Origin of the sequence: Enterococcus sp. DIV1368f (assembly GCF_051712245.1) — a bacterium.
In the GTDB taxonomy this organism is placed as follows: Bacteria; Bacillota; Bacilli; order Lactobacillales; family Enterococcaceae; genus Enterococcus; species Enterococcus faecalis.
Genome location: NZ_JBIOON010000001.1, coordinates 758,050 through 783,477 on the forward strand (window position 1 = coordinate 758,050; position 25,428 = coordinate 783,477).

Annotated in this window: 34 protein-coding genes, 1 tRNA gene, 1 pseudogene and 1 other annotated feature; of the genes and pseudogenes, 26 read left to right on the top strand and 10 right to left on the bottom strand. The window is 35.9% G+C overall.

The window, feature by feature from the left end:
* Window positions 1-17 precede the first annotated feature (17 nt).
* The 3 genes from IGL07_RS03735 to IGL07_RS03745 are packed head-to-tail and all read right to left on the bottom strand — an operon-like array spanning window position 18 to window position 3,970.
* Window positions 18-1,025, bottom strand: a complete 1,008-nt coding sequence (locus tag IGL07_RS03735) for an aldose epimerase family protein (RefSeq protein WP_010817118.1) — start codon at window positions 1,023-1,025, stop codon at window positions 18-20.
* The gene (gene pgmB, locus IGL07_RS03740; RefSeq protein ID WP_002388917.1) at window positions 1,015-1,683 is read right to left on the bottom strand and encodes a beta-phosphoglucomutase; all 669 of its coding nucleotides are present in this window, start codon (window positions 1,681-1,683) and stop codon (window positions 1,015-1,017) included. The genes IGL07_RS03735 and pgmB overlap by 11 nt, the downstream gene beginning before the upstream one ends.
* Window positions 1,676-3,970, bottom strand: a complete 2,295-nt coding sequence (locus tag IGL07_RS03745) for a glycoside hydrolase family 65 protein (protein WP_010817119.1) — start codon at window positions 3,968-3,970, stop codon at window positions 1,676-1,678. The genes pgmB and IGL07_RS03745 overlap by 8 nt, the downstream gene beginning before the upstream one ends.
* 280 nt (window positions 3,971-4,250) lie before the next feature.
* On the opposite strand from IGL07_RS03745, the gene IGL07_RS03750 reads away from it, so the two are divergent.
* Together IGL07_RS03750 and mapP are read left to right on the top strand one after the other, a co-directional pair.
* Window positions 4,251-6,419: a PTS transporter subunit IIBC gene (locus IGL07_RS03750; protein WP_010817120.1), complete on the top strand. Its 2,169-nt coding sequence runs from the start codon at window positions 4,251-4,253 to the stop codon at window positions 6,417-6,419.
* Window positions 6,420-6,633: 214 nt separating this feature from the next.
* Window positions 6,634-7,458 (top strand): maltose 6'-phosphate phosphatase, encoded by an 825-nt coding sequence (mapP, locus tag IGL07_RS03755; protein ID WP_002361388.1) that lies wholly within the window; start codon window positions 6,634-6,636, stop codon window positions 7,456-7,458.
* 59 nt (window positions 7,459-7,517) lie between these two features.
* Here mapP and proC read toward each other — a convergent pair whose 3' ends face one another.
* Entirely contained in the window at window positions 7,518-8,333 is an 816-nt protein-coding gene (gene proC / locus IGL07_RS03760; protein WP_002363318.1) for a pyrroline-5-carboxylate reductase, read from the bottom strand.
* Window positions 8,334-8,459: 126 nt separating this feature from the next.
* On the opposite strand from proC, the gene IGL07_RS03765 reads away from it, so the two are divergent.
* From IGL07_RS03765 to IGL07_RS03790, 6 genes are all read left to right on the top strand, one after another.
* Window positions 8,460-9,422 carry a helix-turn-helix domain-containing protein gene (locus tag IGL07_RS03765; protein WP_010817121.1) on the top strand — a complete coding sequence of 321 codons (963 nt, stop codon included), beginning with the start codon at window positions 8,460-8,462 and terminating at the stop codon, window positions 9,420-9,422.
* Entirely contained in the window at window positions 9,403-9,702 is a 300-nt protein-coding gene (locus tag IGL07_RS03770) for a hypothetical protein (protein ID WP_010817122.1), read from the top strand. The genes IGL07_RS03765 and IGL07_RS03770 overlap by 20 nt, the downstream gene beginning before the upstream one ends.
* Window positions 9,695-10,036: a nucleotide pyrophosphohydrolase gene (locus IGL07_RS03775; protein ID WP_025189498.1), complete on the top strand. Its 342-nt coding sequence runs from the start codon at window positions 9,695-9,697 to the stop codon at window positions 10,034-10,036. The genes IGL07_RS03770 and IGL07_RS03775 overlap by 8 nt, the downstream gene beginning before the upstream one ends.
* 267 nt (window positions 10,037-10,303) lie before the next feature.
* Window positions 10,304-10,504, top strand: a complete 201-nt coding sequence (locus IGL07_RS03780; RefSeq protein WP_229085698.1) for a MerR family transcriptional regulator — start codon at window positions 10,304-10,306, stop codon at window positions 10,502-10,504.
* Between the two features lie 144 nt (window positions 10,505-10,648).
* Entirely contained in the window at window positions 10,649-11,080 is a 432-nt protein-coding gene (locus tag IGL07_RS03785; RefSeq protein ID WP_002366322.1) for a VOC family protein, read from the top strand.
* A gap of 241 nt (window positions 11,081-11,321) precedes the next feature.
* Window positions 11,322-13,196: a TPM domain-containing protein gene (locus IGL07_RS03790; RefSeq protein WP_010817125.1), complete on the top strand. Its 1,875-nt coding sequence runs from the start codon at window positions 11,322-11,324 to the stop codon at window positions 13,194-13,196.
* An 87-nt stretch (window positions 13,197-13,283) separates the two neighbouring features.
* On the opposite strand, the gene IGL07_RS03795 is transcribed toward IGL07_RS03790, so the two are convergent.
* Window positions 13,284-13,357 (bottom strand) — tRNA-Arg (locus IGL07_RS03795).
* A 172-nt stretch (window positions 13,358-13,529) separates the two neighbouring features.
* Window positions 13,530-13,605 (top strand) — a sequence feature (ribosomal protein L21 leader region).
* A gap of 19 nt (window positions 13,606-13,624) precedes the next feature.
* Between IGL07_RS03795 and rplU the strand changes: the two genes are divergently transcribed.
* From rplU to rpmA, 3 genes are read left to right on the top strand one after another with little or no spacing between them, the layout of a single operon-like run.
* Entirely contained in the window at window positions 13,625-13,933 is a 309-nt protein-coding gene (rplU, locus tag IGL07_RS03800) for a 50S ribosomal protein L21 (protein ID WP_002355866.1), read from the top strand.
* Between the two features lie 32 nt (window positions 13,934-13,965).
* Window positions 13,966-14,310 carry a ribosomal-processing cysteine protease Prp gene (locus tag IGL07_RS03805; protein WP_002355867.1) on the top strand — a complete coding sequence of 115 codons (345 nt, stop codon included), beginning with the start codon at window positions 13,966-13,968 and terminating at the stop codon, window positions 14,308-14,310.
* A 12-nt stretch (window positions 14,311-14,322) separates the two neighbouring features.
* Window positions 14,323-14,610 carry a 50S ribosomal protein L27 gene (gene rpmA / locus IGL07_RS03810; RefSeq protein ID WP_002355868.1) on the top strand — a complete coding sequence of 96 codons (288 nt, stop codon included), beginning with the start codon at window positions 14,323-14,325 and terminating at the stop codon, window positions 14,608-14,610.
* 87 nt (window positions 14,611-14,697) lie between these two features.
* Here the strand turns inward: rpmA and IGL07_RS03815 are convergent, their stop codons facing one another.
* The 4 genes from IGL07_RS03815 to IGL07_RS03830 all read right to left on the bottom strand — a co-directional run bounded on the left by IGL07_RS03815 (window position 14,698) and on the right by IGL07_RS03830 (window position 17,343).
* Entirely contained in the window at window positions 14,698-15,852 is a 1,155-nt protein-coding gene (locus IGL07_RS03815; protein ID WP_002390381.1) for a site-specific integrase, read from the bottom strand.
* A 65-nt stretch (window positions 15,853-15,917) separates the two neighbouring features.
* Complete coding sequence (locus IGL07_RS03820; protein ID WP_002363329.1) at window positions 15,918-16,385, bottom strand: hypothetical protein; 468 nt, start codon at window positions 16,383-16,385, stop codon at window positions 15,918-15,920.
* Window positions 16,386-16,426: 41 nt separating this feature from the next.
* Complete coding sequence (locus IGL07_RS03825) at window positions 16,427-16,882, bottom strand: ImmA/IrrE family metallo-endopeptidase (protein WP_002370669.1); 456 nt, start codon at window positions 16,880-16,882, stop codon at window positions 16,427-16,429.
* Between the two features lie 35 nt (window positions 16,883-16,917).
* A complete protein-coding gene (locus IGL07_RS03830) occupies window positions 16,918-17,343 on the bottom strand; it encodes a helix-turn-helix domain-containing protein (protein ID WP_002363332.1) in 426 nt (141 codons plus the stop codon).
* Window positions 17,344-17,577: 234 nt separating this feature from the next.
* On the opposite strand from IGL07_RS03830, the gene IGL07_RS03835 reads away from it, so the two are divergent.
* From IGL07_RS03835 to IGL07_RS03870, 8 genes and pseudogenes are all read left to right on the top strand, one after another.
* A complete protein-coding gene (locus IGL07_RS03835) occupies window positions 17,578-17,778 on the top strand; it encodes a helix-turn-helix domain-containing protein (RefSeq protein ID WP_002363333.1) in 201 nt (66 codons plus the stop codon).
* 12 nt (window positions 17,779-17,790) lie between these two features.
* Window positions 17,791-18,075: a hypothetical protein gene (locus tag IGL07_RS03840; protein ID WP_002363334.1), complete on the top strand. Its 285-nt coding sequence runs from the start codon at window positions 17,791-17,793 to the stop codon at window positions 18,073-18,075.
* A gap of 14 nt (window positions 18,076-18,089) precedes the next feature.
* A pseudogene (locus IGL07_RS03845) lies at window positions 18,090-18,811 on the top strand (ORF6C domain-containing protein).
* 180 nt (window positions 18,812-18,991) lie between these two features.
* Window positions 18,992-19,168: a hypothetical protein gene (locus tag IGL07_RS03850; protein ID WP_002405007.1), complete on the top strand. Its 177-nt coding sequence runs from the start codon at window positions 18,992-18,994 to the stop codon at window positions 19,166-19,168.
* 6 nt (window positions 19,169-19,174) lie between these two features.
* Complete coding sequence (locus tag IGL07_RS03855) at window positions 19,175-19,348, top strand: hypothetical protein (protein ID WP_002366328.1); 174 nt, start codon at window positions 19,175-19,177, stop codon at window positions 19,346-19,348.
* Between the two features lie 56 nt (window positions 19,349-19,404).
* The gene (locus tag IGL07_RS03860) at window positions 19,405-19,728 is read left to right on the top strand and encodes a hypothetical protein (protein WP_002366329.1); all 324 of its coding nucleotides are present in this window, start codon (window positions 19,405-19,407) and stop codon (window positions 19,726-19,728) included.
* Window positions 19,728-19,955 (top strand): hypothetical protein, encoded by a 228-nt coding sequence (locus tag IGL07_RS03865; protein WP_002405008.1) that lies wholly within the window; start codon window positions 19,728-19,730, stop codon window positions 19,953-19,955. The genes IGL07_RS03860 and IGL07_RS03865 overlap by 1 nt, the downstream gene beginning before the upstream one ends.
* Before the next feature lie 94 nt (window positions 19,956-20,049).
* Window positions 20,050-20,325, top strand: coding sequence for a hypothetical protein (locus IGL07_RS03870; protein ID WP_002366332.1), 276 nt, complete (start codon window positions 20,050-20,052; stop codon window positions 20,323-20,325).
* Here IGL07_RS03870 and IGL07_RS03875 read toward each other — a convergent pair.
* Window positions 20,287-20,664, bottom strand: a complete 378-nt coding sequence (locus IGL07_RS03875) for a hypothetical protein (RefSeq protein WP_002366333.1) — start codon at window positions 20,662-20,664, stop codon at window positions 20,287-20,289. The genes IGL07_RS03870 and IGL07_RS03875 overlap by 39 nt on opposite strands.
* A 72-nt stretch (window positions 20,665-20,736) precedes the next feature.
* Between IGL07_RS03875 and IGL07_RS03880 the strand changes: the two genes are divergently transcribed.
* The 7 genes from IGL07_RS03880 to IGL07_RS03910 are packed head-to-tail and all read left to right on the top strand — an operon-like array spanning window position 20,737 to window position 25,184.
* The gene (locus tag IGL07_RS03880; protein WP_002366335.1) at window positions 20,737-21,678 is read left to right on the top strand and encodes a YqaJ viral recombinase family protein; all 942 of its coding nucleotides are present in this window, start codon (window positions 20,737-20,739) and stop codon (window positions 21,676-21,678) included.
* Window positions 21,679-21,680: 2 nt separating this feature from the next.
* Window positions 21,681-22,571 carry a recombinase RecT gene (locus IGL07_RS03885; protein ID WP_002366336.1) on the top strand — a complete coding sequence of 297 codons (891 nt, stop codon included), beginning with the start codon at window positions 21,681-21,683 and terminating at the stop codon, window positions 22,569-22,571.
* 13 nt (window positions 22,572-22,584) lie between these two features.
* The gene (locus IGL07_RS03890; RefSeq protein WP_002366337.1) at window positions 22,585-23,544 is read left to right on the top strand and encodes a Lin1244/Lin1753 domain-containing protein; all 960 of its coding nucleotides are present in this window, start codon (window positions 22,585-22,587) and stop codon (window positions 23,542-23,544) included.
* Between the two features lie 3 nt (window positions 23,545-23,547).
* A complete protein-coding gene (locus IGL07_RS03895; protein ID WP_002366338.1) occupies window positions 23,548-23,847 on the top strand; it encodes a MazG-like family protein in 300 nt (99 codons plus the stop codon).
* Window positions 23,848-23,855: 8 nt separating this feature from the next.
* Complete coding sequence (locus tag IGL07_RS03900) at window positions 23,856-24,290, top strand: RusA family crossover junction endodeoxyribonuclease (RefSeq protein WP_002366339.1); 435 nt, start codon at window positions 23,856-23,858, stop codon at window positions 24,288-24,290.
* Window positions 24,287-25,048, top strand: a complete 762-nt coding sequence (locus IGL07_RS03905) for a hypothetical protein (RefSeq protein ID WP_002366340.1) — start codon at window positions 24,287-24,289, stop codon at window positions 25,046-25,048. The genes IGL07_RS03900 and IGL07_RS03905 overlap by 4 nt, the downstream gene beginning before the upstream one ends.
* Window positions 25,041-25,184, top strand: coding sequence for a hypothetical protein (locus IGL07_RS03910; protein ID WP_002382585.1), 144 nt, complete (start codon window positions 25,041-25,043; stop codon window positions 25,182-25,184). The genes IGL07_RS03905 and IGL07_RS03910 overlap by 8 nt, the downstream gene beginning before the upstream one ends.
* Window positions 25,185-25,428 lie beyond the last annotated feature (244 nt).

Consider the following 25,428-nt stretch of genomic DNA (forward strand, 5'->3'; position numbering starts at 1 on the left):
CACGCCTTTCTTAGTGATTATAGAAGGTTAAATTGATAAACCGTTTGGTAGGTTTGCTTTTTATTAGCTGGTAATAAAATAGAGCCCCACTGAGGATGATGAACAATGTCTGGATACTCTTGTGGTTCAATTGCTAAGCCATAGTTTGAATGCATCGCTTGTCCATTAATAGAAAAAGGAGCCTCAAAACCAGTCGTAGAAAATAATACCATACTTTGGTTCGTTGTTGCTATCGTCATTTTTCTTCCAGAAGTAGGTTCTTGTAAGCATAATTGTGGCTGTCTTAAGTCAGAGCCAACTAAGGGGAAAACATCATCTAACCCAGTTGGATAGCGTTGGAGGATTGTTTCGATAGGTGTCAGTTCATTAAAACGTATGGATAGTTCAGAAGCTGGTAAAATCCGTCCAGTAGGCAGCTTATTATCGTCTAATTCTAACATACCTTGACAGTTCAAAGATAGCAAATGTGACAGAATGTCTAACTTTCCATCGCCAGATAAATTAAAGTAGGCGTGGTTCGTAGGATTAAAAAGTGTTTCCTGTTTACTTCGTCCAGTACTGATCATTCGTAATTGATTATCCTCTAGCTGATAAGTGATGGTGGCCTCAATTGGTCCGGGATAGCCAGAAAGGGTGTCGGTTAAATGAAAGGCAACGCCAATGATATCCTTTTTTTCAAAGGGCTCGACTGTCCAATATTGAAAAGACCACCCCTTTGAGCCACCATGGATATGATGACTGTCGCTGTTTTGTTCTAATATTCCATTTTGCCAATGGCCATTACGAATGCGTCCAGCAACTGGTCCAACAGTGGCGCCAAAAAAGCTTTGATCCTTTAATACATCTTGATACGAATCATACGATAAAAGGATATTTTCCCAATGATTATTTTTGTTTGGCATCAAAAGTTGATGGAGGCGCGCGCCATAATTGAGAAGAACGACTTCTAAAAAGTCGTTCTTCAAAGTAATTTTTTTTAAGTTTGTGTTTGTAATATCGGTTACGGTGATACGATTATCCTTCATGATCAAGCCACACTTTTTTTAAGTAATCAAACGTTAAAGCGCTCGTCTCTGGCACGATGGGCAACCCTTCGCCTAACTCTTCTTTGCGGCCAACGCCAACAGGTTGCGCTCCGCTAGCAAGAATCGCTTGAATCCCAGCTTTGGCATCTTCAATGCCAAGACATTCTGCTGGTGTCAAATCAATTTCTTTCGCAGCTAAAATGAAAATATCTGGAGCGGGTTTACCTGCCTGGACGTCTGCTGGATTAGCAATGGCATCAAAAAGGGGCGTCAATTGCATTTTTTCTAAAAGAAAAGGCCCATTTTTACTTGCAGAAGCCAAGGCGATTTTAATATTGGCCGCACGTAATTCCGTTAATAAAGAAAGAATTCCTGGGTAGACATCTTCAGGCGTAATCGCTTGGATCATTTCCAAGTAATAATCGTTTTTCCGTTGCGCTAACTGGGCAAATTCTTCAGAAGAAAACGTGCCTTCTTTTTTTCCGTATTTTAACAGTAACTGCAGAGAATCTTCACGGCTTACACCTTTCAATTGTTCGTTGAAAACACGGTCAATGGAAATTCCAATTTCGTTTCCTAATTTTTTCCAAGCGTGGTAATGAAATTCTGCTGTATCAGTAATAACGCCATCTAAATCAAACAAAACGCCTTTAAACATGAACTTCTTCCTTTCTAATCGGTAAAACTAATCGATCTTTTAATGTGTATTTTTGATCGTAAACAGTTAATGAAATTGTAGGGCCGTCGAGTAAAGTGAAGGCCACTTGGTCTGCTGCAACTTCAACAAATAGTAAACGATTCCGGTAATTAATGTGGAACGAGTAGGCTGTCCATGTCGCTGGTAAAAAGGGTGCAAATTTTAGTTGCTGATGGTCCGTTTTCATTTGGGCAAAACCTTGAACAATCGCTAGCCAACTACCAGTCATTGAGGTAATGTGTAAGCCATCTTCTGTATCATTATTGTAATTATCTAAGTCAAGGCGCGCTGTTCGTTGATACATTTCCACTGCTTTTTCTTCCATGCCTAATTCAGCAGCTAACACAGCATGAATGCTTGGTGAAAGGGAAGATTCATGGACAGTCATTGGTTCGTAAAAATTAAAGTTCCGGCGTTTTTCTTCTAAAGAAAAGGCGTCATTGAAGAAATAAATTCCTTGAAGAACATCGGCTTGTTTAATGAAACAAGACCGCAAAATTTTATCCCATGACCAATGTTGATTTAAAGGCAGCTCACTAAGTGGTAAATCAGAAACAGGCATTAAATCTTTATCTAAGAAAGTGTCATGTTGTACAAAAATGCCTAATTCGTTATCCACTGGGAAGTACATATTTTCTACAATGTCTGCCCATTTAGCTAATTCGTCGTCTGCAATTTTGAGCGTTGTTTCTTCTTGGAATTTTAAATAAGACTCACGGGTGTAACGTAGAACCCACGCAGCAATTGTATTGGTATACCAGTTATTGTTGATATTATTTTCATATTCATTTGGCCCCGTTACGCCATGAATCATATATTGTTTATGACGTTGGGAGAAGTGGACCCGATCTGCCCAAAAACGAGCGATTGCTACAAGTACTTCAAGACCAGCATCTTTGAGATAGTCTTCGTCTCCTGTATAGTTGACATAATTATAAATCGCATAAGCAATCGCACCATTTCTGTGAATCTCTTCAAAAGTGATTTCCCACTCATTATGACATTCGACACCAGTAAAAGTAACCATTGGGTAAAGCGCACCCTTTAACCCTTGTTGTTGGGCATTATGAATGGCTTGAGGCAATTGATTGTGGCGATATTTCAGTAGATTTTTAGTAACTTCGGGCTTAGCCAACGCCAAGTAAAGTGGGACAGCATATGCTTCAGTATCCCAATATGTGGCACCACCATATTTTTCGCCAGTAAAGCCTTTTGGTCCGATATTTAAACGATCGTCTTCACCATAGTAGGTTGAGAAAAGTTGGAAAAGATTAAAACGAATGCCTTGTTGGGCTTCGTCATCTCCTTCAATAACAACATCAGCTAATTGCCAACGTTTTGCCCAAGCGGCAGCTTGCCCAGCTTTTGCTTCAGGGTACAAGGTAGTCATTTCTGCAAATAATTCGTTTACTCGTGTGATTTGTTGCGTTTCTGGCACATCACGACTGGTAACGACAAGCACTTCTTTTGTGATGGCGGTCGTTTCGCCTTCGTTTAAAGACACCGTCAATTCTGCGGTTAAAGCCAAGGGCTGTTGTGTATATGTAGGCACAACAGCGGCTCCATCGATGAAATGGCGCATGCCTGCAGTCACTGTAAAACGCTCTATTTCAAAGTTGTTAGGAATGGTCTTAGTCGTAACAAAGCCAAGTGTTTCTTGTGTTTCAATAGCCATTTCTTCCCAAAAATGTTCTTCATAATTGCTGTCTTCATTTTGAACATCGCCATCCAATTTTGAGTGAAGAGTGATTGTGCCTGTACCTTCCAGCATTTCAATTGTTAAGTGGATGTAAGCTGCTTCTTTTTTTTCTAAGCTTAAAAAACGTTCAAAAGAGAAGCGCACTTTGTTCTTCGGTGTTTGGATGGTGAATTGCCGAGAAAGGACCCCATTTTGCATGTCTAATTCTAAAGAAAAATCTTCGTAAGGTGTAGTGGCTAAATCAATTGTTTGTCCATCAATTTGTAAGTCCATTGCGATGAAATTAATTGCGTTAATCACTTTGCCAAAATATTCAGGATAACCATTTTTCCACCAACCAACACGTGTTTTGTCTGGATACCAAACACCTGCTAAATAGGTTCCTTGATGATAGTCGCCAGAATAGTGTTCTTCAAAATTTCCCCGCATCCCCATATAGCCGTTGCCAATGCTTGTTAATGATTCTTGTAAACGTAAATTTTCTTTATCTAAGTGTGTAGTACGGATTTTCCAAGGATCAATTTGGAATAAACGTTTGATTTGTTTCATGAGAATCCCCCTCAGTGATTTTATTGATAGGTCTATCATAAACGCAACCGATTGCATTAGTCAATAGTCAATGCTTAAAAAGTGTAATCTTATGAATAAAAGCTGAAACAAAGGTAGGATAGAAGGAACTTTATTTGCTTTATTAAAAGACAAAATAAAAAAGGATTAAGTAGTAGGGAGTTGTTTTCCACAATATTTTTGAAATTAAAGCATTTACAAAAAGGAAACAGGAGTATATAATGGCAACATAACGAAACCGATTGCGTAAGGAGTGGCAGGAATGAAAAAAATGTTTAGTTTTGAGTTTTGGCAAAAATTCGGGAAAGCTTTAATGGTCGTTGTGGCAGTAATGCCCGCAGCGGGTTTAATGATTAGTATTGGGAAATCGCTTCCTTTAATCGATCCTAATTTAGGCTTGTTAGTAACAACAGGCGGAGTTCTGGAGAGTATCGGTTGGGCAATTATTGGCAACTTACATTTACTATTTGCGTTAGCAATAGGTGGCAGTTGGGCCAAAGATCGTGCAGGTGGAGCATTTGCAGCGGGGATTTCTTTTGTTTTAATCAACCGTATTACTGGAGCCATTTTTGGTGTAACAAATGAAATGTTGGCAGATGAACAAGCTTTCACGCATACCTTATTTGGCACCAAGATTATGGTGAAGGGATTCTTTACAAGTGTCTTAGAAGCTCCGGCATTAAATATGGGTGTTTTTGTAGGGATTATTGCTGGTTTTGTCGGTGCGATGGCTTACAACAAGTATTACAATTATCGGAAATTACCAGATGCGCTATCATTTTTTAATGGTAAACGGTTTGTCCCATTTGTCGTTATTTTGTGGTCAACAATTGTCTCAATTGCATTAGCACTTATTTGGCCAAATATTCAAGCGGGAATTAATAATTTTGGGTTATGGATTGCGCAATCTCAAGATAGTGCACCTATTTTAGCGCCATTCTTATATGGAACGTTGGAACGTTTGTTATTACCTTTTGGGTTACATCATATGTTGACGATTCCAATCAACTATACACAATTAGGTGGAACGTATGAAATTTTATCTGGCGCACAAGCTGGAACCCAAGTCTTTGGTCAAGACCCTTTATGGTTGGCTTGGGCAACAGACTTAGTGAATCTTAAAGGTGCCGGTGATATGAGCAAGTATCAGTTTGTCTTAGAAAATTGGACACCAGCTCGATTCAAAGTAGGCCAAATGATTGGTTCTTCAGGAATTTTAATGGGGATGGCTTTGGCGATGTATCGTAATGTCGATGCAGATAAAAAAGCTAAATATAAATCAATGTATTTTTCTGCTGCTTTAGCTGTTTTCTTAACGGGTGTGACAGAGCCGCTAGAATTCATGTTTATGTTTGCTGCAGTGCCGCTTTATGTGATTTATGCGGTGATCCAAGGTGCTGCTTTTGCAATGGCTGATATTTTACCATTGCGTGTGCATTCGTTTGGAAATATTGAATTGTTAACAAGAACACCGCTAGCAATAAAAGCTGGTTTAGGTGGCGATTTAATCAATTTTGTTTTAATGGTCATCATTTTTGGTGTTGTCACTTATTTCTTAGCGAATTTCTTAATTAAAAAATTTAATTACGCAACACCTGGAAGAAATGGAAACTATGACAATGATAACGGCGAAGAAATCGCATCTGGCGCCGCTGGTTCAGGCGTCGTCGATCAGCAAATCGCGCAAATTGTCTACTTACTTGGTGGTAAACAAAATATCAAAGAAGTTGATGCGTGTATGACACGCTTACGTGTCAGTGTAAAGGATCGAGAAAAAGTCGGTTCGGAAGAGGCGTGGAAACGGGCAGGTGCAATGGGCTTGATTGTGAAAGATAATGGCGTTCAAGCCGTTTATGGACCAAAAGCTGATGTTTTAAAATCCGATATTGAAGATTTATTAGCTTCCGGCGTTGACATTCCAGAACCAGTTATAGCAGAAAGTACAGTAGGAGTGCCAACAACGAATTTCTTAGGCAAGAAAAAAGATTTCGTGGCTGTGGCGACAGGGGAAGTTATTCCAATGGCGCAAGTCAATGATCCTGTCTTTTCACAAAAAATGATGGGGGATGGATTTGCAGTTAAGCCTCTAGAAGGAGAGGTGGTGGCACCAATTTCGGGGAAAGTTCTAAGTGTTTTCCCAAGCAAACATGCGATTGGGCTACAAACAGAAGAAGGTATTGAAGTACTTGTCCATATGGGAATTGATACAGTTGAAATGGCAACACCTGCTTTTGAATCTTTTGTTAAAGAAGGACAATCATTGAAAGCTGGGACGAAACTAGCTAAAATGAACTTGGATGTGATTGAACAAGCTGGCAAAGAAACAACGATTATTGTCGCCTTTACAAACAGCGACAAAGTGGAACAAGTAGTTATTAATCAACTAGGAACCACCACTGCGGGAACTGTGATCGGACAGATTGAAATTTAAATGATTAGGTATGAGGTCGGGACAGAACCGTTTAACTCCGAGAAATAAGAAGGAATTTCCGGAAATTGCTTTTTAATTTTTGGATAATTTCGGCTTATTTCCGAAGGAGTTGGTTCTGTTCCCGCCGTTTATCAGGTTTTGCACGTGAAGCAAAAATCCAAAGTGATTTTTGTCCCACTCACAAACCTAATAACATGTAAGAGAAGGGGAAAAGATGAATCTTTTAACAATCAATACTCATAGCTGGTTAGAAGAAGAACCATTAAAAAAATTAGAGGAGATTGCCAAGGTGATTTTATCTTCTGAAAGTGAAATAATTGCCTTACAAGAAGTGAATCAGAAAGTCGCTTCCAAGAAAGTGCCGTTAGAACAGTTAACTACTTTTTGTCCCATAGCGACCCAAACGCCGATCCATGAAGATAATTTTGCATATCTAATCGTTCAATATCTAGCTGAAAAAGGCCAAAACTATTATTGGAGTTGGGAAATGAGTCACATTGGTTACGCTATTTATGAAGAAGGGAACGCACTACTTTCGAAATGTCCGTTGACTAGTGAAGCTCTCCTTATTTCAGAAAGCCAAGAACCAACGAATTATCGAACAAGAAAAATCTTAGTAGCGGAGACAGAGAGTTCAAAAGGTACGCTTACTGTTGTCTCTGGTCACTTTTCTTGGTGGGAAACACCCTGTACAGGTTTTGCCTATGAATGGCTACAATTAGAGAAATACTTAGCGATGGGGCAACAACCGTTAGTCATTTTAGGCGATTTAAACAACCCAGCTGGTACAACTGGCTATCAATTAGTGGAAAATAGTTACTTGCCGATTCAAGATGCATTTGTTGTAGCGGAAGAGACAAGCGGTGAAGCGACAGTAGAGAAAAAAATAGATGGCTGGGAAGAAAATGAAGCAGCCTTGCGGATTGACTACGCATTTGTTCCAAAACAGTGGCACGTACGAAAATATGAAGTAATTTTTGATGGTAGGAAAACACCGATAGTCAGTGATCATTTTGGCTTACTCATTCAACTAAAATAAGAAAAAGCGCTGAATTTTCAGCGCTTTTTCTTATTTATTCGCTCATGTAACTATTCTTCTCAGTCTTGTTTGGCTAATTCTTGATCCCGAAGGATGGTGGCCTCAATCCCTTTGATGACTGTTGAAATAAACGCATTGTTTTCTAATTCGACAATCCCAGCAACCGTGGTTCCACCAGGAGAACTGACCTGGTCGATTAAAGTCCAAGGATTCTCTGTGCTATTTGCCAAAGTTTGAGCGCTGCCTAGTACAGCTTGTGTGGCAATTTCTAAGGCCAACTCTTTGTTCATACCATTTTTAACGGCTGCTCGGGCAATCGAATCAATAAATAAGAAAGCATACGCAGGAGTGCTACCTGCAATAGCAGTAAAAATCGAAAAATACTGTTCCTCTAATTCCCAAGCTTGGCCAACTGCTCGAAACAACGATAAAACAGTCTGGATGTCTTCAGGGGATGCAAAAGCGTTACCACAGACAGCTGCTGCACCCGCGCCAATCAACGCATTCATATTGGGCATCACACGAACAAGACGAAGCGGTTGGGTAGTCTCAAACAGTTGATACAATTCTGCAATAGTCGTACCTGCTGCAATGGAAACAATTAACGGTTGCTTGTCTAAAATTGCTTCTTTTGCTTCAAGTAAAGCCGCTTGAACGAATTGCGGTTTCACCGCTAAAATAACTAAGTCAGCTACTGTAATAGCTTCTTGAGGCGAAGCAACCGCGTGTGCACCAATTTCTTGTGCAAAAGCGGCGGTTTTTTCGACTTGAATATCATAAAAATAAAGGTTTTCTGCGGCAATAAATTGCTTTTTTAGCGCACCTTTGGCAATAGCGGATGCCATATTTCCAGCACCGATAAAACTAATTTTCATAAAAAATTCCTCCTAAAAACTGTTGAATCTCTTTTTTCGTGTTACCATGTATCTAGTATAGAAGGAAACGCCAAAGAAAAAAATAGAGGGAGTAAAGTAAAAAGTGTTGGATTATGAGGTGATTAATTGGCAAGCAAAGAAGAGCAATATGCAGCATTTTATCAGTTTTTAGAGACCTTAGATTGTTATTTAACCACTACCAATGCTCTTGAGAATGAAGTAGCGCAATTTAAGGAAAATCCACATCGAGAAATTGCGGGCTTTATGCTGGCATCTTCGGAAACAATTGACGTTCCGAAAGGATTTATTCGGATGCTCTATTGTTTAGAGCAAGATGGCAATGCTTATTTGGATCAACAAAGGTGTTCGTTTTCGGCTGGCCAAGTCATGATTGTCAATGAGGCCACCTCGGTTAGCTATCAGGGGCAAGGAATGTCTATGATTATATTTTATTTTAAAAAGCACTATTTTCTTGATACGCTCTTAAATCAGCTGGCGGAAGAACCAGTCATGTATCGTTTTTTTACAGAAATTGCTAGCAGTGAATTTGAAAACATTCCTCGATATTTCGTTTTTGCCAGCCAGCCAAATTCGGATGTCCACGTCTATTCGCTATTATTACTGAAACAAATTGTGAAAATGGCCTATTTTAATAATAAAGTGACCAAAGCGGCCTTTGTTTTGCTGATGGTGGAACTAGGTCAACTGCCTAGAGAAGCTTTAAAGATGCAAGATAATTATTTGTCGAATCATCAACGTGTTGAGGTGATTTTAGCGTATATTGAGCAACAGATTGCACATGTCACTTTAGCAGAAGTCGCCGCTAAATTTCATTTTCATCCGAATTACTTATCGAATTTTTTAAAAGAAAAAACAAACAAAACGTTTACGGAAATTGTCTTAGCCTACCGAATCCAATTGGCGAAAAACTACTTGAAGCAAACAGATTTATCGATTCAAACGATTGTTGAACGAATCGGCTATCAAGACAAAGCCTTTTTTTATAAACGTTTTAAAGAAGAAATGGGCATGACCCCAAAACAATATCGACAGAAAGAAGGAATGGCAGATGTACGAAGAAATCTTTGAAGAATTTCAGTTAACTGTAGTAGAATTACCAATCGAATTCGTTGATGATTTGCCTGTCTATCGCGGACACTTAAAAGAATTAACGTTTCTTTCAGTGGAAGCCTCTTCACGAAAAAAACTCTACCAACAGCTTTTACAGGCTTATTTGTTGTATAGAGAAGAGAATCAAGCAGTTGTTGAAGAGGAAGAAATAACTTCCTCGTTATTGTCTACAGAACAGTTATTAAAATACTATGATGGTGAAACGTTCGATGGGTTTCAGTTGCCATCAAATGAATAAGAAAGCAGGGGAACAGATGGATACAATGGCAAAAATTAATCAATTTCGTGATGAAAGAAATTGGCGCCCCCACCATAATGAAAAAGATTTGGCGCTCTCAATTTGTTTAGAAGCAGCAGAATTGTTAGAACTTTTTCAATGGAAAACAGCAGAAGAAGGCATCAAACAAGAAGAACGAATCAAAGAAGAATTGGCTGATGTTCTCATTTACTCCTACATGATGGCTGATAATTTAGGGTTTGATTTGGAAGAAATTATCGAAGAAAAGTTGAAGAAAAATGCGGTGAAATATCCAGTGCCGCAACGAGATACAGACAGGACTTCAAAAAAATAAGCTGTGACCGATTTTTTGGAACGGAAACAGTGTTTAGTTTCAAGAATTGGGACTTATGTTAATTAATACTAGTCGAGCTTTTGAATTGAACTAGTCTCGCTGTCTATCTTGATCCTTAGAGCTAGTAAGTTAAGGCATTTCGAATTTTATCTAGTTATAGCAATTGCCAAGTGAACTAATTTGTATTTATATAGAAACTTTTTCATTGACTTTCACATGGTGTCAAGGTTTATGATAAGAATATCAATTGAATGAAAAGGAGACTCTATGTATCAAATTGGGCAATTTGCCAAGTTAATGGATATTTCCCCACGGATGCTGCGTCATTATGAAAAAGCAGGAATTTTTGTTCCAAATGAAATTGATAAAAAAACAGGATATCGCTATTATAGCGCACATCAAATTCCTTTATTGAAACAAATTTTACTGTTAAGAGATTCAGGGTTTAAAGTTGAAGAGATGGAATAAACTTTGAGAAAACTTAAGGATGCTTCTTTTTTGGAAACTATTTTGTTAAGAAAACGAGATCAATCGCGACATTTAATTCAAATGGAGGAGCAAAAGATTAAAAAAATTAATCAACAGTTAGTAGCTTTGAAGGAGGAAAAACAAATGATTAAAGGGACAGAAATCGATTTTATTGTTAGTGATAGCCTTAAGGCGCTTGCCTTATATAAAAAGGTGTTTGAAATAGAGGTAGTGGAAGCAACCGAATACCCTATCGGAATGAATGAAGCGGTTTTTCAACTTTATGGCACGAGGTTTCACATGTTAGATGCCAATGAAGAATATGGGTTAAAAGCACCAACCCAAGAACATCCCAATACTATCTGGTTTAATATAACGGTAGAAAATATTGAAGAGACGCATCAACTGGCAATGGAAAACGGTTGTCAAGAAGTACAGCCTATTACTGAAATGATGGAAGGAGCGCTCAAAAATTCATTGTTTATTGATCCGTATGGGTACATGTGGATGCTCCATCAAATCTATCAAGAGTTGAGTTTTGATGAGCGGATTGAGATTTTGGAAAACGAGCTGTAAAAATCACTATTCTTGTGTTTGTTTAACTAGTTATCTGAAAAGAACGTAACGCTTATCAACTAAGCGTTACGTTCTTTTTTTTGCGTGTTAACAGAAGTTTAGTTAAAAAGATAAAGATTTGAACGTCTATATTCGGTATACTAACTATTAAGAAAATAAATTTTTAATACAAAAAATTTATTTAGCTCTGTGGAAAATCAGAGCTAGAATATTCGGTAGGAGTGGAAGGGAGAAAAAATCAGTGTATGGGAAAAATAAAGTAGGGATAAAATTACAAATGAGCGTGGGGGAGTATCGAAAAACAAAAGTAAAAAGTATGGTAATGAAGAATTTAGTTTATCTAGCTGTTCTTTTAATAGGGATCTATTTGGGAATGAGTTTCTTAAAACGATTTGAAAGGACTTATTCAGCTCCAACAGACGATGTCGTAGTAAAAATTAATCAAAATCATCTTTTTGTTTCAGATAATGCACAAATTTTGAACGAAGAAGTCATTAATAATGTACAAAAAATTAATCAAGAACTTAGTAAGACGGAAACGAAACCACAACTAATGGTTATCACAGTTGAGCAAGTTCCTGAAAACGAAACGATTGAAAGCTTTACCAATCAAATAGGTAATAAATTAGGTATCGGAAATAAACTTTATAATAATGGAGTGATTTACTTAGTAGCTGTCAAAGACAGGCAAGCAAGACTTGAAGTAGGCTATGGGCTTGAAGAGATAATCCCAGATAGTTTAACCGATGAAATAACAGATAGTACCGTGAAAGATTTTTATAAATTAAAGGATTTTAATGCAGGAATACATATTGTCACCACTCGGATTAATGAACTACTTACTACTGATACTATGTCCAAAACGACCTCGCTACCTAAGGTTAGTTTTTTGCAGAAAATTTGGTTATATTTATTAGGAATAGGAAGGTCGTTAAAGCCTTGGCTAATTATAGTTTTTATTATTGTTATGTTGTATTTTTTATGGGAATTACGTAATGCGGGGAAAGAACTTAGTGCCCGCTTGGCTCTAGTTGACATGGCAAATCGCTATAAGGAAGATGTAGCTATGTTTTATAATGGCGGTATTGCCTCTGAGTCAATTGTTTTAGGAGAACAATCAGTTGAATTTAAAGCTGCTAAGGCGCGTTTGGAGAAAAATATTTTATATCCTGAAAATTCGAAAAAAGAGATAATAATTCCCGCATACTATGATATGGATTTTGCCTTTGGCGAGGTGACACCAAAGAAATTTATTTATAATTATGTTGCACAGTGGAAAGATTTAAGAAGCTCTTCTATGTGTGCTTGTTTTTGGAAGGTGAATCAACCATGGATCTATTTACCGCGTTTTTGGATAGGTGAAGTGTATTGGGAAAAAGTTCCAGAAACGAAACTGCCTGCGTGTCGGATTAGTGGAATTAATGATAACTTAATACCTGCTTACCTAAAAATTATTTTGTTTCCTCTTTCGATTTTATTAAAACATCCTTTTTTGGTATCGGCGACTCTGATTATTTATGTTCAAGTTAGTTTATCAGAGCAGTCGTTTCCTTCGACAGTTTTCACACTAATCACAGAGATTCTGACATTTTTAGAAGACGAAGACCCTTTAGTACCCATGGTTAGTCTGGTCTATTTTTTGATTCCGGTCTTTTTCTTATTTGGTTATATAAAATCAATAGGTGTTGGCTTACAAAATAGATTGCACCTGGATTCTATGATCCGTAAGTTTTTAAAAGATATCCAGCAAGTAAGTTCAGAAAAATCAAAATCATTAAAACAATTAGCAAACGATTTAGACAACCAGCAATATAAAATTGAAAAAAAATTATTGCGGAAAAAAATTAGAGAAAAAAAGATTACCAACAAAAAAGCTTCAAAATCCTTCTATCCGATAAGATTTATTAAGACTACGTATCCTGAATACTATGATATGCGTTTTTCTTATGGAAATGTGTCTATTGCTAAATTTCTAGCAAGTTCACGTTCTGACAGGCAACTAAAAAAGACCAGTATGTATGCGAATCGTCATGATTGGTGGGTTACAAGCAACGAGGGTTCTTCTGATGATGGCTCCGGTGACAGTTTCGGAGGTGGAGGTACTTCAAGTTGGTAGAAAGTTAAACTAGGTTAGGATGAACTTGGGATAACAAAAGCGTCTCTTAGAAACCCTGGTTTCTAAGAGACGCTTTTGTTATCGTTACGTCACAGGAGGGATTCGAACCCCCGACCGTCCGCTTAGAAGGCGGATGCTCTATCCTGCTGAGCTACTATGACAATAGTTGTAACACAACAAAGCTAATTATAATGGAAGTAGTGTTAGAAAGTCAATCGGAAATTTAAATAACAGAAGAAGTTTTTTTGGAGAGAGAAAGTGAAGAAAATAGAGAGTTTATATTGACGAGGTTTTCTGGTTCTGTTATTATAGTTAGTGTTGTAATTGTGGTCTCCACAGCTACAACCGCACAGAACAAGTTTTTAAGCATGAGTAATCATCACTTGGGATGGCGAGTCTAAGTCTAGAAGAAGGAGGTGCTGTATAGCATGTACGCAATTATCAAAACTGGTGGTAAACAAGTGAAAGTTGAAGTAGGTCAAGCAATCTACGTTGAAAAATTAAACGTTGAGGCTGGCGAGAAAGTTGTTTTTGACGAAGTTATCTTAGTAGGTGGCGAATCTACAAAAGTTGGTGCGCCAACTGTTGCAGGCGCAACTGTTGAAGGAACTGTTGAAAAACACGGCAAACAAAAGAAAGTCGTGACTTTCCAATACAAACCTAAAAAACACTCTCACCGTAAACAAGGTCACCGTCAACCGTATACAAAAGTTATGATCGAAGCAATCAACGCTTAATCTCTCTTGTTGACAGGAAAGAAGGCCTATCAATGATTAAAGGTTCTTTTAAACGAACAGGCTCCGGCCGAATCGTTTCATTCGAATTAACCGGGCATGCTGAAGCAGGTCCTTATGGCAGTGATGTGGTTTGCGCGGCAGTTTCTGCCTTAGCAATTAGCACAGTCAATGGGATTGATGCCTTAGCAGGTTTTGAACCGATTGTGGAAGTTGATGATGTAGAAGGTGGCTACCTTTATGTCGAGATGTTAACAACTGTCAATCAGGAACAAAAAAATATTGCCCAAATTCTATTAGAAAATCTTTTATTAGGTTTACAATCAATAGAGAACGAAAATACTGAATTTATTCAAATAAAAACAATCACTGAGAAATAGGAGGTGCAGACTATGTTATTGACTATGAATTTACAATTATTTGCCCATAAAAAAGGTGGCGGTTCTACATCAAACGGCCGTGACTCTGAATCTAAACGATTAGGCGCTAAAAGTGCTGATGGCCAAACAGTTACAGGTGGTTCAATTTTATACCGTCAACGCGGAACTAAAATTTATCCAGGTGTGAACGTTGGAATCGGTGGCGACGATACGTTATTTGCAAAAGTTGATGGTGTGGTACGTTTCGAACGTAAAGGCCGCGACAAAAAACAAGTATCAGTTTATCCAGTAGCTAACTAGTGTAATAGCTCAAGCCTTTGTTTATCAAAGGTTTGGGCTTTTTTTGTTGGTTTGAAAAATATTTGACCATACTTTTGACCATACTAGTTAAAAGCCGATGTATTTTGATAGTTTTTCGGTAGTTTTTTCTTTTCCATCATTTGTTAGATGTGTATAAGTATCTAAAGTTGTTTTTATGTTTGCATGTCCTAATCGTTCCTGAACTTCTTTATGATCTGCACCAGCATAGTATAATAAAGATGCATGCGTGTGTCTAAATCCGTGAAGCCCAATGTTTGGTAAGTTAGCCTTTTTACGATAAATATTATATCTATCTGTAATAGCTTGATTTATTGTAAATTCATTTTCTTCATTGGTGAAAATACGTGAGGGTTGTGTATAACCAAGTTTAAGAAGATATTTTTTTTGCTCTAATTTCCATTTTTTTAAGATAGTTATTGTTTTTGCATCTAATATTAGTGTTCTGTTTGATTTTTTTGTTTTTGGAGTATTTGATACATAATAATGGTCAGATTTAGCAATTGTTTTGTTGATTTGTAGTTCACCAGTTTTAATGTTTAAATCGTCCCAAGTAAGAGCTAACAACTCCCCTATCCTACATCCACTAAAAGCTAATAATCTGAATAATGTATAATCTCTTATTGTAATGTAGGTACTTTCGCTTTGTTCAATACTTTTTAAAAATATTTGAAGTTGATCTTTTGTATAAAATTTAATTTTCTTTTCTGATGTAATAATATCTTGATTTTTAGGAACTATTACATTAATCACTGGGTTTTGATTGGTAACCCCTATGTTAATAGCGAATTTAAAGACTTGATTCATATAATTTATAAAAAGGGGATATTGTTTTGAACTACCTTTTGAATGCCATGTATTCACGATTTTCTGACAATAAGCAGTTGAAATTTTTGATATTTCAATTTTTCCAAATGAAGGTAGTATGTGTTTTCTGAAGATTATTTCTGTTCGAGAGTAGCTACTTTCTTTTACGGTATTTTTATAATTTTCTAGCCACATAAATGCTACTTCTTGGAATGTTATATTAGTGGAAGAGGGAATGCCATTTTTTTGAATTTCCATTTCTAACCTTGCTAATGCAATTTTAGCCTCTTTTTGAGTGCGAAATCCTCTCTTAGTTGTATACTTCTTTTTTCCAGTTAGCGGATCGGTACCAAGATATGTTTTGAAGTACCATGCTTTTTCACCATTCTTTTTTTTATATTGTTTTATCATTGCCATAAAATTCTCCTTTCGAACATACGTTCTTTTGTATTTTAAAAGAAAAGCCAGAAGGCTAATCTTGATTAATTATTTAAATTATTTACTAATTCATTTCCTGAAACTAATAAATAAATAAGAGTTGCTCCAGAATTTTCCTCACCATCCCATTCGTAAATAGCTTTTATTCTGCCGTAATTGACATCATTACAGGTTACTATCCATCTATTTTTATTATTAATATAATTTAAAGCGACATTCCATGTATCTTTTCCTCGATATTTTAGAGTGTATCCTCTATCTTCACAATCAAGTTGGGTATAAGATATGAGAGTTTGCTCCTGTTTTTCAGTAATAGAAGATACTTCTTTTTCTTGGTTATCATACATTGAGTTAGTCTGATATGTTTCTTCAAAAATAACTGATGACGAGGTTTCTTGATTATTCTCAATTGACGAGCTTTGTCTGTCAGTCTCATATTCGTTTGAGGAATCACATGCCGCTAATACTAAACAAGATAGTAGCATTGAGAAAATAATATTTCTTTTTTTCATAAAACTAAAACTCCTTATTTAATAATAAAATTATTCATGTACTAGTAATAACTATAGTAGCTATTATAGTCTGCTGTTTCTTTCAAATAATCCCAATCAACATAGCGTTCAGCCCATTCAGGAACACCACAACTTTTTAATAAACATTCTCGTGTAGGGTATTCTGCTAGATTAATCCCATGCAGCAACAACTCAACCATAAAAACGTTTGCCTCATATTCGACACCATAGATAGTGAAATTTCTTCCTTGTCTAGTTAAGGTTTGTGTATTAGTGTCATGCCCACAACAATGATGTCCTAGTTCATGGCAACAAGTTTCAAAATTTTCTTGGTCTGTGTTATTGCAATTTAAAATAATAATAGGAATTCGTAAAATATGTGAACGATACCCCATAAATTCCTTACCAAGATCATCATAATCTATATGAATTCCTAAGTAGTTTGCTAACTCATAAGGATTTTTTGTATCGAATTTTTTCACATATTTATTTACCATTTTTCTAATATCATTTCTAAACACAATGTCACACCTCACTCGGCTTTGTTGCTACGGTATTTTTTAGGAGTGAACTTCTCTTTGGCGAGAATTTTGGAGCGACGTACGGTTCTTTCTAAAGAATCACGTAATAATTCAGCATCTTCTTCATCGATTTCAACTCCACCGTTTTTCAGAAATGCTAAAGAATTTTCATTGCTAAGTCCATTTATTAAATCTTCTAATATCAGTTGTACATCTTTTTCATCTTTTTTATTGAATTCAAGTGTATCAGTGCGACCTAGTAAGTAATCAGTAGTTACACCGAAATAATCGGCTAATTTTTTTAATGGCTCTATAGAAGGATTTTGTTTATCCCATTTTCCTATTGTTCCATTTGCAATATGAAGTTTACGTTCTAATTCAGCAATAGTGATTTTTCTTTGTGCTGCTAATTGCTTTATTCTATCTTTGGTATTCATTTTAGATTCCTCCAAAAAAATACAAAAATAGATATTTAGCTATTGACAAATAGATAAACGGCTATTATACTGAATGTGTACTTATGAGAGGGTACAAAAAGATAGCAGTTATAGGTGTCAAATAGGCTAAAATATTTATTTAGTATTTAGTTTATTTGCTATGCACTTATAATAGCTAACTATCTATTATTTGTCAACGGTTTTAGTTGAAAATCTATAGGAAGGAGATAAATTATGGTATACGAAAAAATTAAAAAGTTGGCAATTGCTAAAGGTGTTTCAATCTATAGGGTTGAAAGAGATGCAGGTTTGTCTAATGGGGCAATAAGTAAGTGGGGAAAAACTGCTAATCAGACTCCATCATCTGAGAGTCTAAAAAAAGTAGCAAAATATTTCAAAGTATCGATGGAATATCTACTAGAAGATGAAAAATAGGAGGTGTAATTTATGCAGTTAAACATTCCTGATGAAATGGTTCAAAACGAATTAGCAAATAACATTACTTTCATAGTATTAAAAGAAATTGAAAATCGTTTGAATTTATTGTCTAAAACCATTGAATTACCACCATATCCTAACAAATCGCAAGTAAGAAAGATTTTAGAGATTGGCGATGAAAAATTGAATAATTGGATTTCAAAAGGTTTAAAAATTCAACAATGGAGTAATCAGGATATTCGGATTGAACGATCTGAATTACAAAGATTTCTAAAAGAAACTTTTGAAATTTAAAGGAGGAAAAGAAGATGGAAAATCTAGTAATTACGAAAAACCAACAAGCAGTAACAACTAGTTTACAAGTTGCAGCAACGTTTAATAAAAATCATCGTGATGTTTTAGCAGCGATTGATGATTAAAAGAGGGGGTTGCGGAAAATTACGCAGACCTATTTTACGAAGATACCTACATTCATCCACAAAACAAACAATCTTATCGCCAAGTTATTATGAATCGCGACGGCTTCACTTTGTTAGCAATGGGGTTCACTGGTCAAAAAGCTTTGCAATTTAAATTGAAATATATTGAAGCTTTTAACCAAATGGAGGAACTGCTCAAAACTCAATCAAACTTACCGATTAATAACACAGAATTGTTATTAGAAGCTGCGTTAAAACATGAACGTGGATTGACTCTTGTAAATCAACGTTTAGATAAGCTAGAAACAGAAACAACAATTAATAGAAGCCAACAACGAAAGATACAAGGACTAGTTTCATCAACTGTTATCAAAGTATTAGGTGGCAAAAAAACATCGGCTTATAAGGATTCAAGTATTAAGCAATCAGCATTTAGTAATTGCTATAAACAATTGAAAGCATTATTCGATGTAGCCTCTTATGTAGATATTCCAAAAGTTCGATATGAAGAAGCATTAGCTCTAATTCCTAAATGGAAGCCTGACTTGGAATTACAAGCAAGAATTGATATGGCTAATGGAAACGGAGATATGTTTAAAGAAGTGAGCTAGATCAGTAAATAAAAGGATGGAAGCTAATGTTTAATTTTTTAATCAATCCAGAGTTTTGGAAAGGATTTATAGTTTTAGGGATTTTAGTAATTATAGCTATCTATTTGGCGATTAAGCTTGATAATTAATCACCTCATTTTCAACTAAATTATATTAAAAAAAGTATAGGAGGTTAACAACATGAAAGCAATACGTGAAGCACGATTGATAGGCGCATTTTTATTGATGATTGCGCTAGGTGTATTGCTGAAAAGTCACTTTTCAATGCCAATACTAGCAACACTAAGTGCACCTTTCTTTATCCATTGGTTTTTTAACTGGGACGAAGCCAAGTATCAATACTCTAAAAGGAGGTGATAAAAAATGTATGTAGCTGTAGGTGAAGCTAGTAGAGAAACATACGTGACTGGAGAAACCCAAGCAGAAGTCTTTAGAAAATTGCTTGAAGAATATCCATATATTTCATTTGATGAAGGTGTTTATCCAGAAAGGCTAAGCATAGTACAAAAAGAGCCCCAATCGTTTGCAGACGATTAAGGGCAAATATTGAACAAAAAAATTCAAAATTTATTAACTAAGGAGAGTATATCAAAATGAACGATAAAATTCAAAATTTATTAATGGAACTTGTTAAAGAATGTCGAAAAGGAGAAGTTGCTCTCGTTTTAGCAACTGTTGATCCAGAAAGAATGGAACCATCCAGTGTTTTACTTGCAGGTTCTTTGCCTGAACAAGCAATTGCATTTAGTGAATTATTTGAAAAATTTAAAGAAGAAGCACTTGCTCATGATTGTGATTGTCCGCAATGTAAACAAATAAAAGAATCATTTATTGGTGCAGAATCATCTTCAACTAAACAAAACAATGAGGAAAAACTAGATACATTGTTAAAAGATTTTTTACGAGGTGAGTTGTAATGATTGAAGTAAGAGGCTTAGGTAACGACATTTACGAATTAATGCTAGCAAACGCACAGAATAACATTGTCCAATCTGTTCGGACATCTGCATCTTATGGCAATACAAGTTGTGTGGTAAGCAGTAAAGGAGCTACAAAACCATTTTTAGATCAATTACAAATGCAAGGTGTCGATTATATCGAATTGGAAGATGAAAAAATAAAACTATTTTGGGAGGGGTTGTAATGCCTGAATTTGATTCGTTAGGGGCAAGACAAGAGCCGCCAGAAGAAAAAGAAGCATTAGAGCTAACGTGGGAATACGATGAGGAGGAAGAACAATGACCGAAGAAATATTACACAGTATCAAGAAAGAACAAGAAATTACAAATAGTTTGTTAGAAATTATCGCTAATAGAATAGAACGAAATCGTAAATCAGTAGTTTATTCTTCGGATAATTCAAAGGATGATCTTTTAAAAAGAATTGAAGAACTATCCGAAGAAAACATACTTTTGAAGAGTCGAGCGGAACAAGCTGAAAAGTCATCGAATATAGCTAATGATGAACTTTCTAAATTAAGAATGAGTATCTTTAGCAATCGAAGAATCGGATAGAAACAACTTAATGCTATCTAATTCAAAACCAATAAAATCTGTGTCAAAGCGATTGTTTTTGTATACTTTTTCAATCATTGATAAACAGGATGTATCCATTTCTAGTTCTAGGTGTCCGAGAATCGGTTTGGTAGGAAATATACCAGTAACAATGTCGTAACAGCTATTTTTATTTGGCAAAAGAAAATTAATAGAATGTCTCGTTTCGTCAATCATCAGTACAACATCTGATTTAAGTTTGATAAAAATGACATTTTCTCCACAAAGATAAGTTTTTACTTCGATGAATTCGCCATCAATAGTTTTTTGTAGTTTTGGCTCCATCAAATAATCATACATTAAAATCACTCCTTTAAGGAAAGTGTATCAAATTTATAATACGAACAAAAAGAGAACAAGGAGGTAAGTACGATGAGCAAATCAACGCTTGAAATGACTCACGATGAGTGGTTATTAGATCGTTTAAAGGGTATAGGTGGATCAGACGTTGCAACAATCTTAGGTTTGAATCAATATAAATCAGTTTATCAATTATGGCTAGAGAAAACAGGTCAAGTTGAGTTGAAAGATACAGAAAGCGAGCCAGCCTATTGGGGAAATGTTTTAGAAGAAGTTGTTGCGAAAGAGTTCCAAGAAAGAACAGGAAAAAAAGTTCGTCGTAGAAATCAAGTCTTCGAACATTCGCTCCATCCTTTTTTAAGAGCAAATATTGATAGAGAAGTGGTTAGAGAAAATGCCATTCTAGAATGCAAAACTGCAAATCAATTTTTAGCGAAGGAATGGGAAGGAAACGAAGTGCCGCTGAGTTATCTTTGCCAAGTTCAGCATTATATGAATGTTTTGAATAAAGACTATTGTTATATTGCAGTTTTAATTGGTGGTCAGAAATTTATTTGGAAACGAGTAGAACGTGATCAAGAATTAATCGATGTACTGACCGAGCAATTAGTTAATTTTTGGGAAAACAACGTAATCAAAAGCATTGAACCTATTATTGACGGAAGTAAGGCAACAGCTGACTTTTTAAAGGATAAGTATAGCGACATAGAAGAAACGCAAACCACTTTACCTGCTTCATTCGATGAATTGATAGATCAAAAAAATGAAATGAAGAAAACCAAAAAAGAGTTGGATGTAGCTATTAGAAAAATTGAAAATGAAATAAAAAGCGAATTGGGAAAAAGAAATGCAAGCATTGGTATTACCAAAAAACATATTGTTGAGTGGAAGGAAATACCTACTAAAAGATTGAACAGTAAAAAGTTTGCTGAAAAATATCCTCAAATTGCAGAAGATGAAGAAATATATATGGTTACTACGCCACGAAGATTAATAGAAAAGGAGATTAAGTAATAATGGCAACAAACGAAACATTAAAAAATCAATTATCACAACAAAATCAAAAACAAGTTCCTGCGAATCAATTAGGTTTAAAAGGATTAATGAATACTCCTACTATGAAGCGGAAATTTGAGGAAGTTCTTCATGAAAATGCTAATGCTTTTATGTCAAATGTCATGACTTTAGTTTCTAATGATAGCTACTTGGCAGAAAGCGAGCCAATGTCTATCTTAAGCGGGGCTTTAACAGCTGCTACATTAAATTTAGGATTAGATAAAAATCTAGGTTATGCCTATCTCGTACCATTTAATACTAAAAATAAGCAGACTGGCAAATGGGAGAGGAAAGCCCAGTTTATTTTAGGATATAAAGGGTATATTCAATTGGCTCAACGATCAGGTAAATATAAAGCATTAAATGTTATTGAAGTCTACGAAGGAGAGTTACTGAGTTGGAACAGGTTAACGGAAGAATTTGAATTTGATCCAAATGGTAGACAATCAGACGATGTAATTGGATATGTTGGATATTTTGAACTATTAAATGGCTTCAAGAAAACTGTTTATTGGACCAAACAAGAAATTGAAGCTCATCGAATTGCAAATAGCAAAGACAAAGAAAAAACAAAATTGAGCGGTGTCTGGGCTACAGATTATAATGCGATGGCTCGTAAAACAGTATTAAGAAATATGTTATCAAAATGGGGAATTTTGTCCATCGAAATGCAAGAAGCGACAACTTCAGATGAAAAAGTTCAACAAATGCAAGAAGATGGAAATATTATTTCCGAAACGGAAGTAGAAGAAAATACTACGATGAAAACAGCAGAAGTAATTAATGAAGCTAATTCAGATTCATTGAATCAAACAGATTTATTTGATACTAAAAATCCACCATTAGAGTAAAGAAGGAGATGTAATGGCAAGACCTGCAAAAGAAGGTTTGGATTATTTTCCTCTTGATGTTGGAATTTTTGAAGACGAAAAAATAGAAGCTATTGCTGGGGAATTTGGTATTAAAGGAGAACTTGCGGTAATCAAACTGCTTTGTGCGATATACAAAAAAGGATATTTCATTTTGTGGGATGATTTATCGCAAGCAACTCTTTTAAAACGCCTGCCTGGAGTAAGTAAGGAAATGCTCAATCAAATAGTGAACCGCTTAGTCTTATGGGGATTTTTTGATAAAGAACTGTTTGACTCGGTCAAGGTGCTTACGAGTGAGAATATCCAAGCGACATTTTTCGAAGCGACAAAAAGACGGAAAACACCAAAACCAACTAAATATATAGTTAATGTCAACAATAACTCTCAAAGTGAAACAGTTAATGCTGACATTAATGCACAAAGTAAAGTAAAGGAAAGTAAAGTAAATAAAAGTAAAGTAAACAAAAAAGAAACAGAAAGTAGCATTAATTCGTCGTCACCTGAAACGTCGGTTGAAAAAGCATTCTTTGAAGAGCCGTTAGGTGAAGAAAAGCTAACGGAGTTAATCCGCTATTATTCACAGAATGTAAGTCCTGCTACTCCTGTTAATATCACTGATTTACAATATGATCTTTCTGATTTCGACGGAGACCTCGAATTATTGAAAGAGGCTGTTAATATCTGTGCTAGAAATAATGAACGAAGATATAGCTATTTTGCTGGCATTTTGAAAAATTGGCGAGCAAATGGTGTAAAAACATATGCTGATTATCTAAATAACGAGAGAGAACGAGCAGATAAAAAAACACAAAATAAGCAATATCAAAATAAACCTGTTCGGCAAGAAAAGGTGCCTGAATGGATGAATCAAGAGAACGGTGAAGAAGAAAAAGTTTCGCCAGAAGAACAAGCTGAATTTGAAAGACAAATGCAAGAATTGTTGGGAGGATAAAACATGGATGAATTAGTTAAATTAGTGGAAGAATGGGCGAAAGAAAAGCGCTTAGATACAGCAGAGCCTGAAAAGCAAATGTTGAAAGTGATTGAGGAAGTCGGAGAAGTTGGCGCTGCATTGGCAAGAAACAACGAAAACGACCTAAGAGATGGTATCGGTGATGTGGTTGTGACGTTAATTATTCTCGCTATGCAAAATAACATGGACTTATACGAATGCTTAAATCAAGCATATAGCGAAATCAAAAATCGCCAAGGGGAAATGGTAAATGGAGTATTCGTCAAAGAAGCCGATTTGTAAGGTTCGAGGTGGAAGATATGCGAATTATTCTACCGATTGAACCAAAGCCACAAAGTCGCCCAAGATTCGCAAGGCGTGGAAATTATGTTCAAACGTACGAAGATCGAGCGATGAGAGCCTATAAACAAAAGGTAAAAGCGTATCTACGAAAGGTAAAACCAGAATTGATTGAAAAAGGGGCTATTTTTGCGCATATTACGTTTTATATCCATCCGCCTAAATCAGCTCTAAGCAATAAACAGAAACGCTTAGAAGTGGAATTAGAGCGGAAATATTGCGACAAAAAGCCTGATTTAGACAACTATTTCAAAGCAGTGACAGATGCTGCCGAAGGTATTTTATATAAAAACGATGGTCAAATTGCTGTGATGGTTTGCCAAAAGTTGTACAGTATGCGACAGCGAACAGAAATTGAAATTATGAGTTTGGAGGAAAAGGAATGACGAAAAACAAACTCAGAGAAACAAAAAGAGCCATTCGTCATAGAATTCTTTTTTTGACTGGTGATGATGAATCGTGGATGAATAATTCAGAAATCGTGGAAGAGGTCCAGAGATTATCAAAACAACTGAATTCTAATCTTATAAACGATAAGCGACCACTACCAAAAATAGATCCCGATAAGCTAACGAAAGAAGAATACCAGCGCTTATTAGACTTAGGTTATCAAGTAAACGATATTAAGAAAGCTCTCGGACTGGGAACAACCACATTTCAAAACTGGCGAAAGGCAAATGGCATAGAAAACATAATTAAGCGAAAAGAAAATAACAAAGTAGAGGAGAACAAACGCATGAAATTTAATTTAAATACAGCAACGTTACTTATTTCAAACAATTTTGGAGTGAAAGCAGAGGAATGTTTAACGATCTCAAAAAGCGGTCTGGCTTTAAGTGGTCCAGTAGTACAACGCTTGAACAAACCAGAATGGGTTCAACTATATTTAGACGAACAAAACAAAGCGTTATTTGTTTTGCCGTGTGAAGCAACTGCAGAAGGTGCAAGAAGTTGTGTAAGTCCTAAAGCAAATAAAAAAACAGGCTATCGAAAAAGCTGGAATGGTCACGTGTTAAGAAAAGCTGCCGAAGTTGGAGGCTTTAACATCGAAACAGATGTTTACCATGTAAAACCAGAAGAAGTGGAAGGACATCCAAACGCTTTAGGATTTGATTTGACAAAGGCGGTCAAAGTGAATGGGTAAAACTAAATCTAAAATCAAAAAGAAAAAACGCCGACTTAAAGAAAAAGCTATCGCAAACGGCACATACAATAAACGAGGTAAAAACGATGACGTGCATAAAATGCAAGGGACAGATGATTGTCTGGGAAAAAGATAGATTCGGTCATGCGAAAGCAATGCCTTGTCCGTTATGCAACAAAAGTGGGCAAGGTGTTGCGAAAAAGTTAGCTGAAATAAAGAAGAAATAAACGAAAGGAGTGGAGGTTTGGTCGACCATAAAGAATTCTTTACTCCTGAAATGATGAATAGTTACCAAAAGAAAAAGAAACGCAAAACACATTAGAAATACTAAAAGAAGCAATGGAACTTCTGGAAAATAAAACAAGCAGTTCATTTACTGA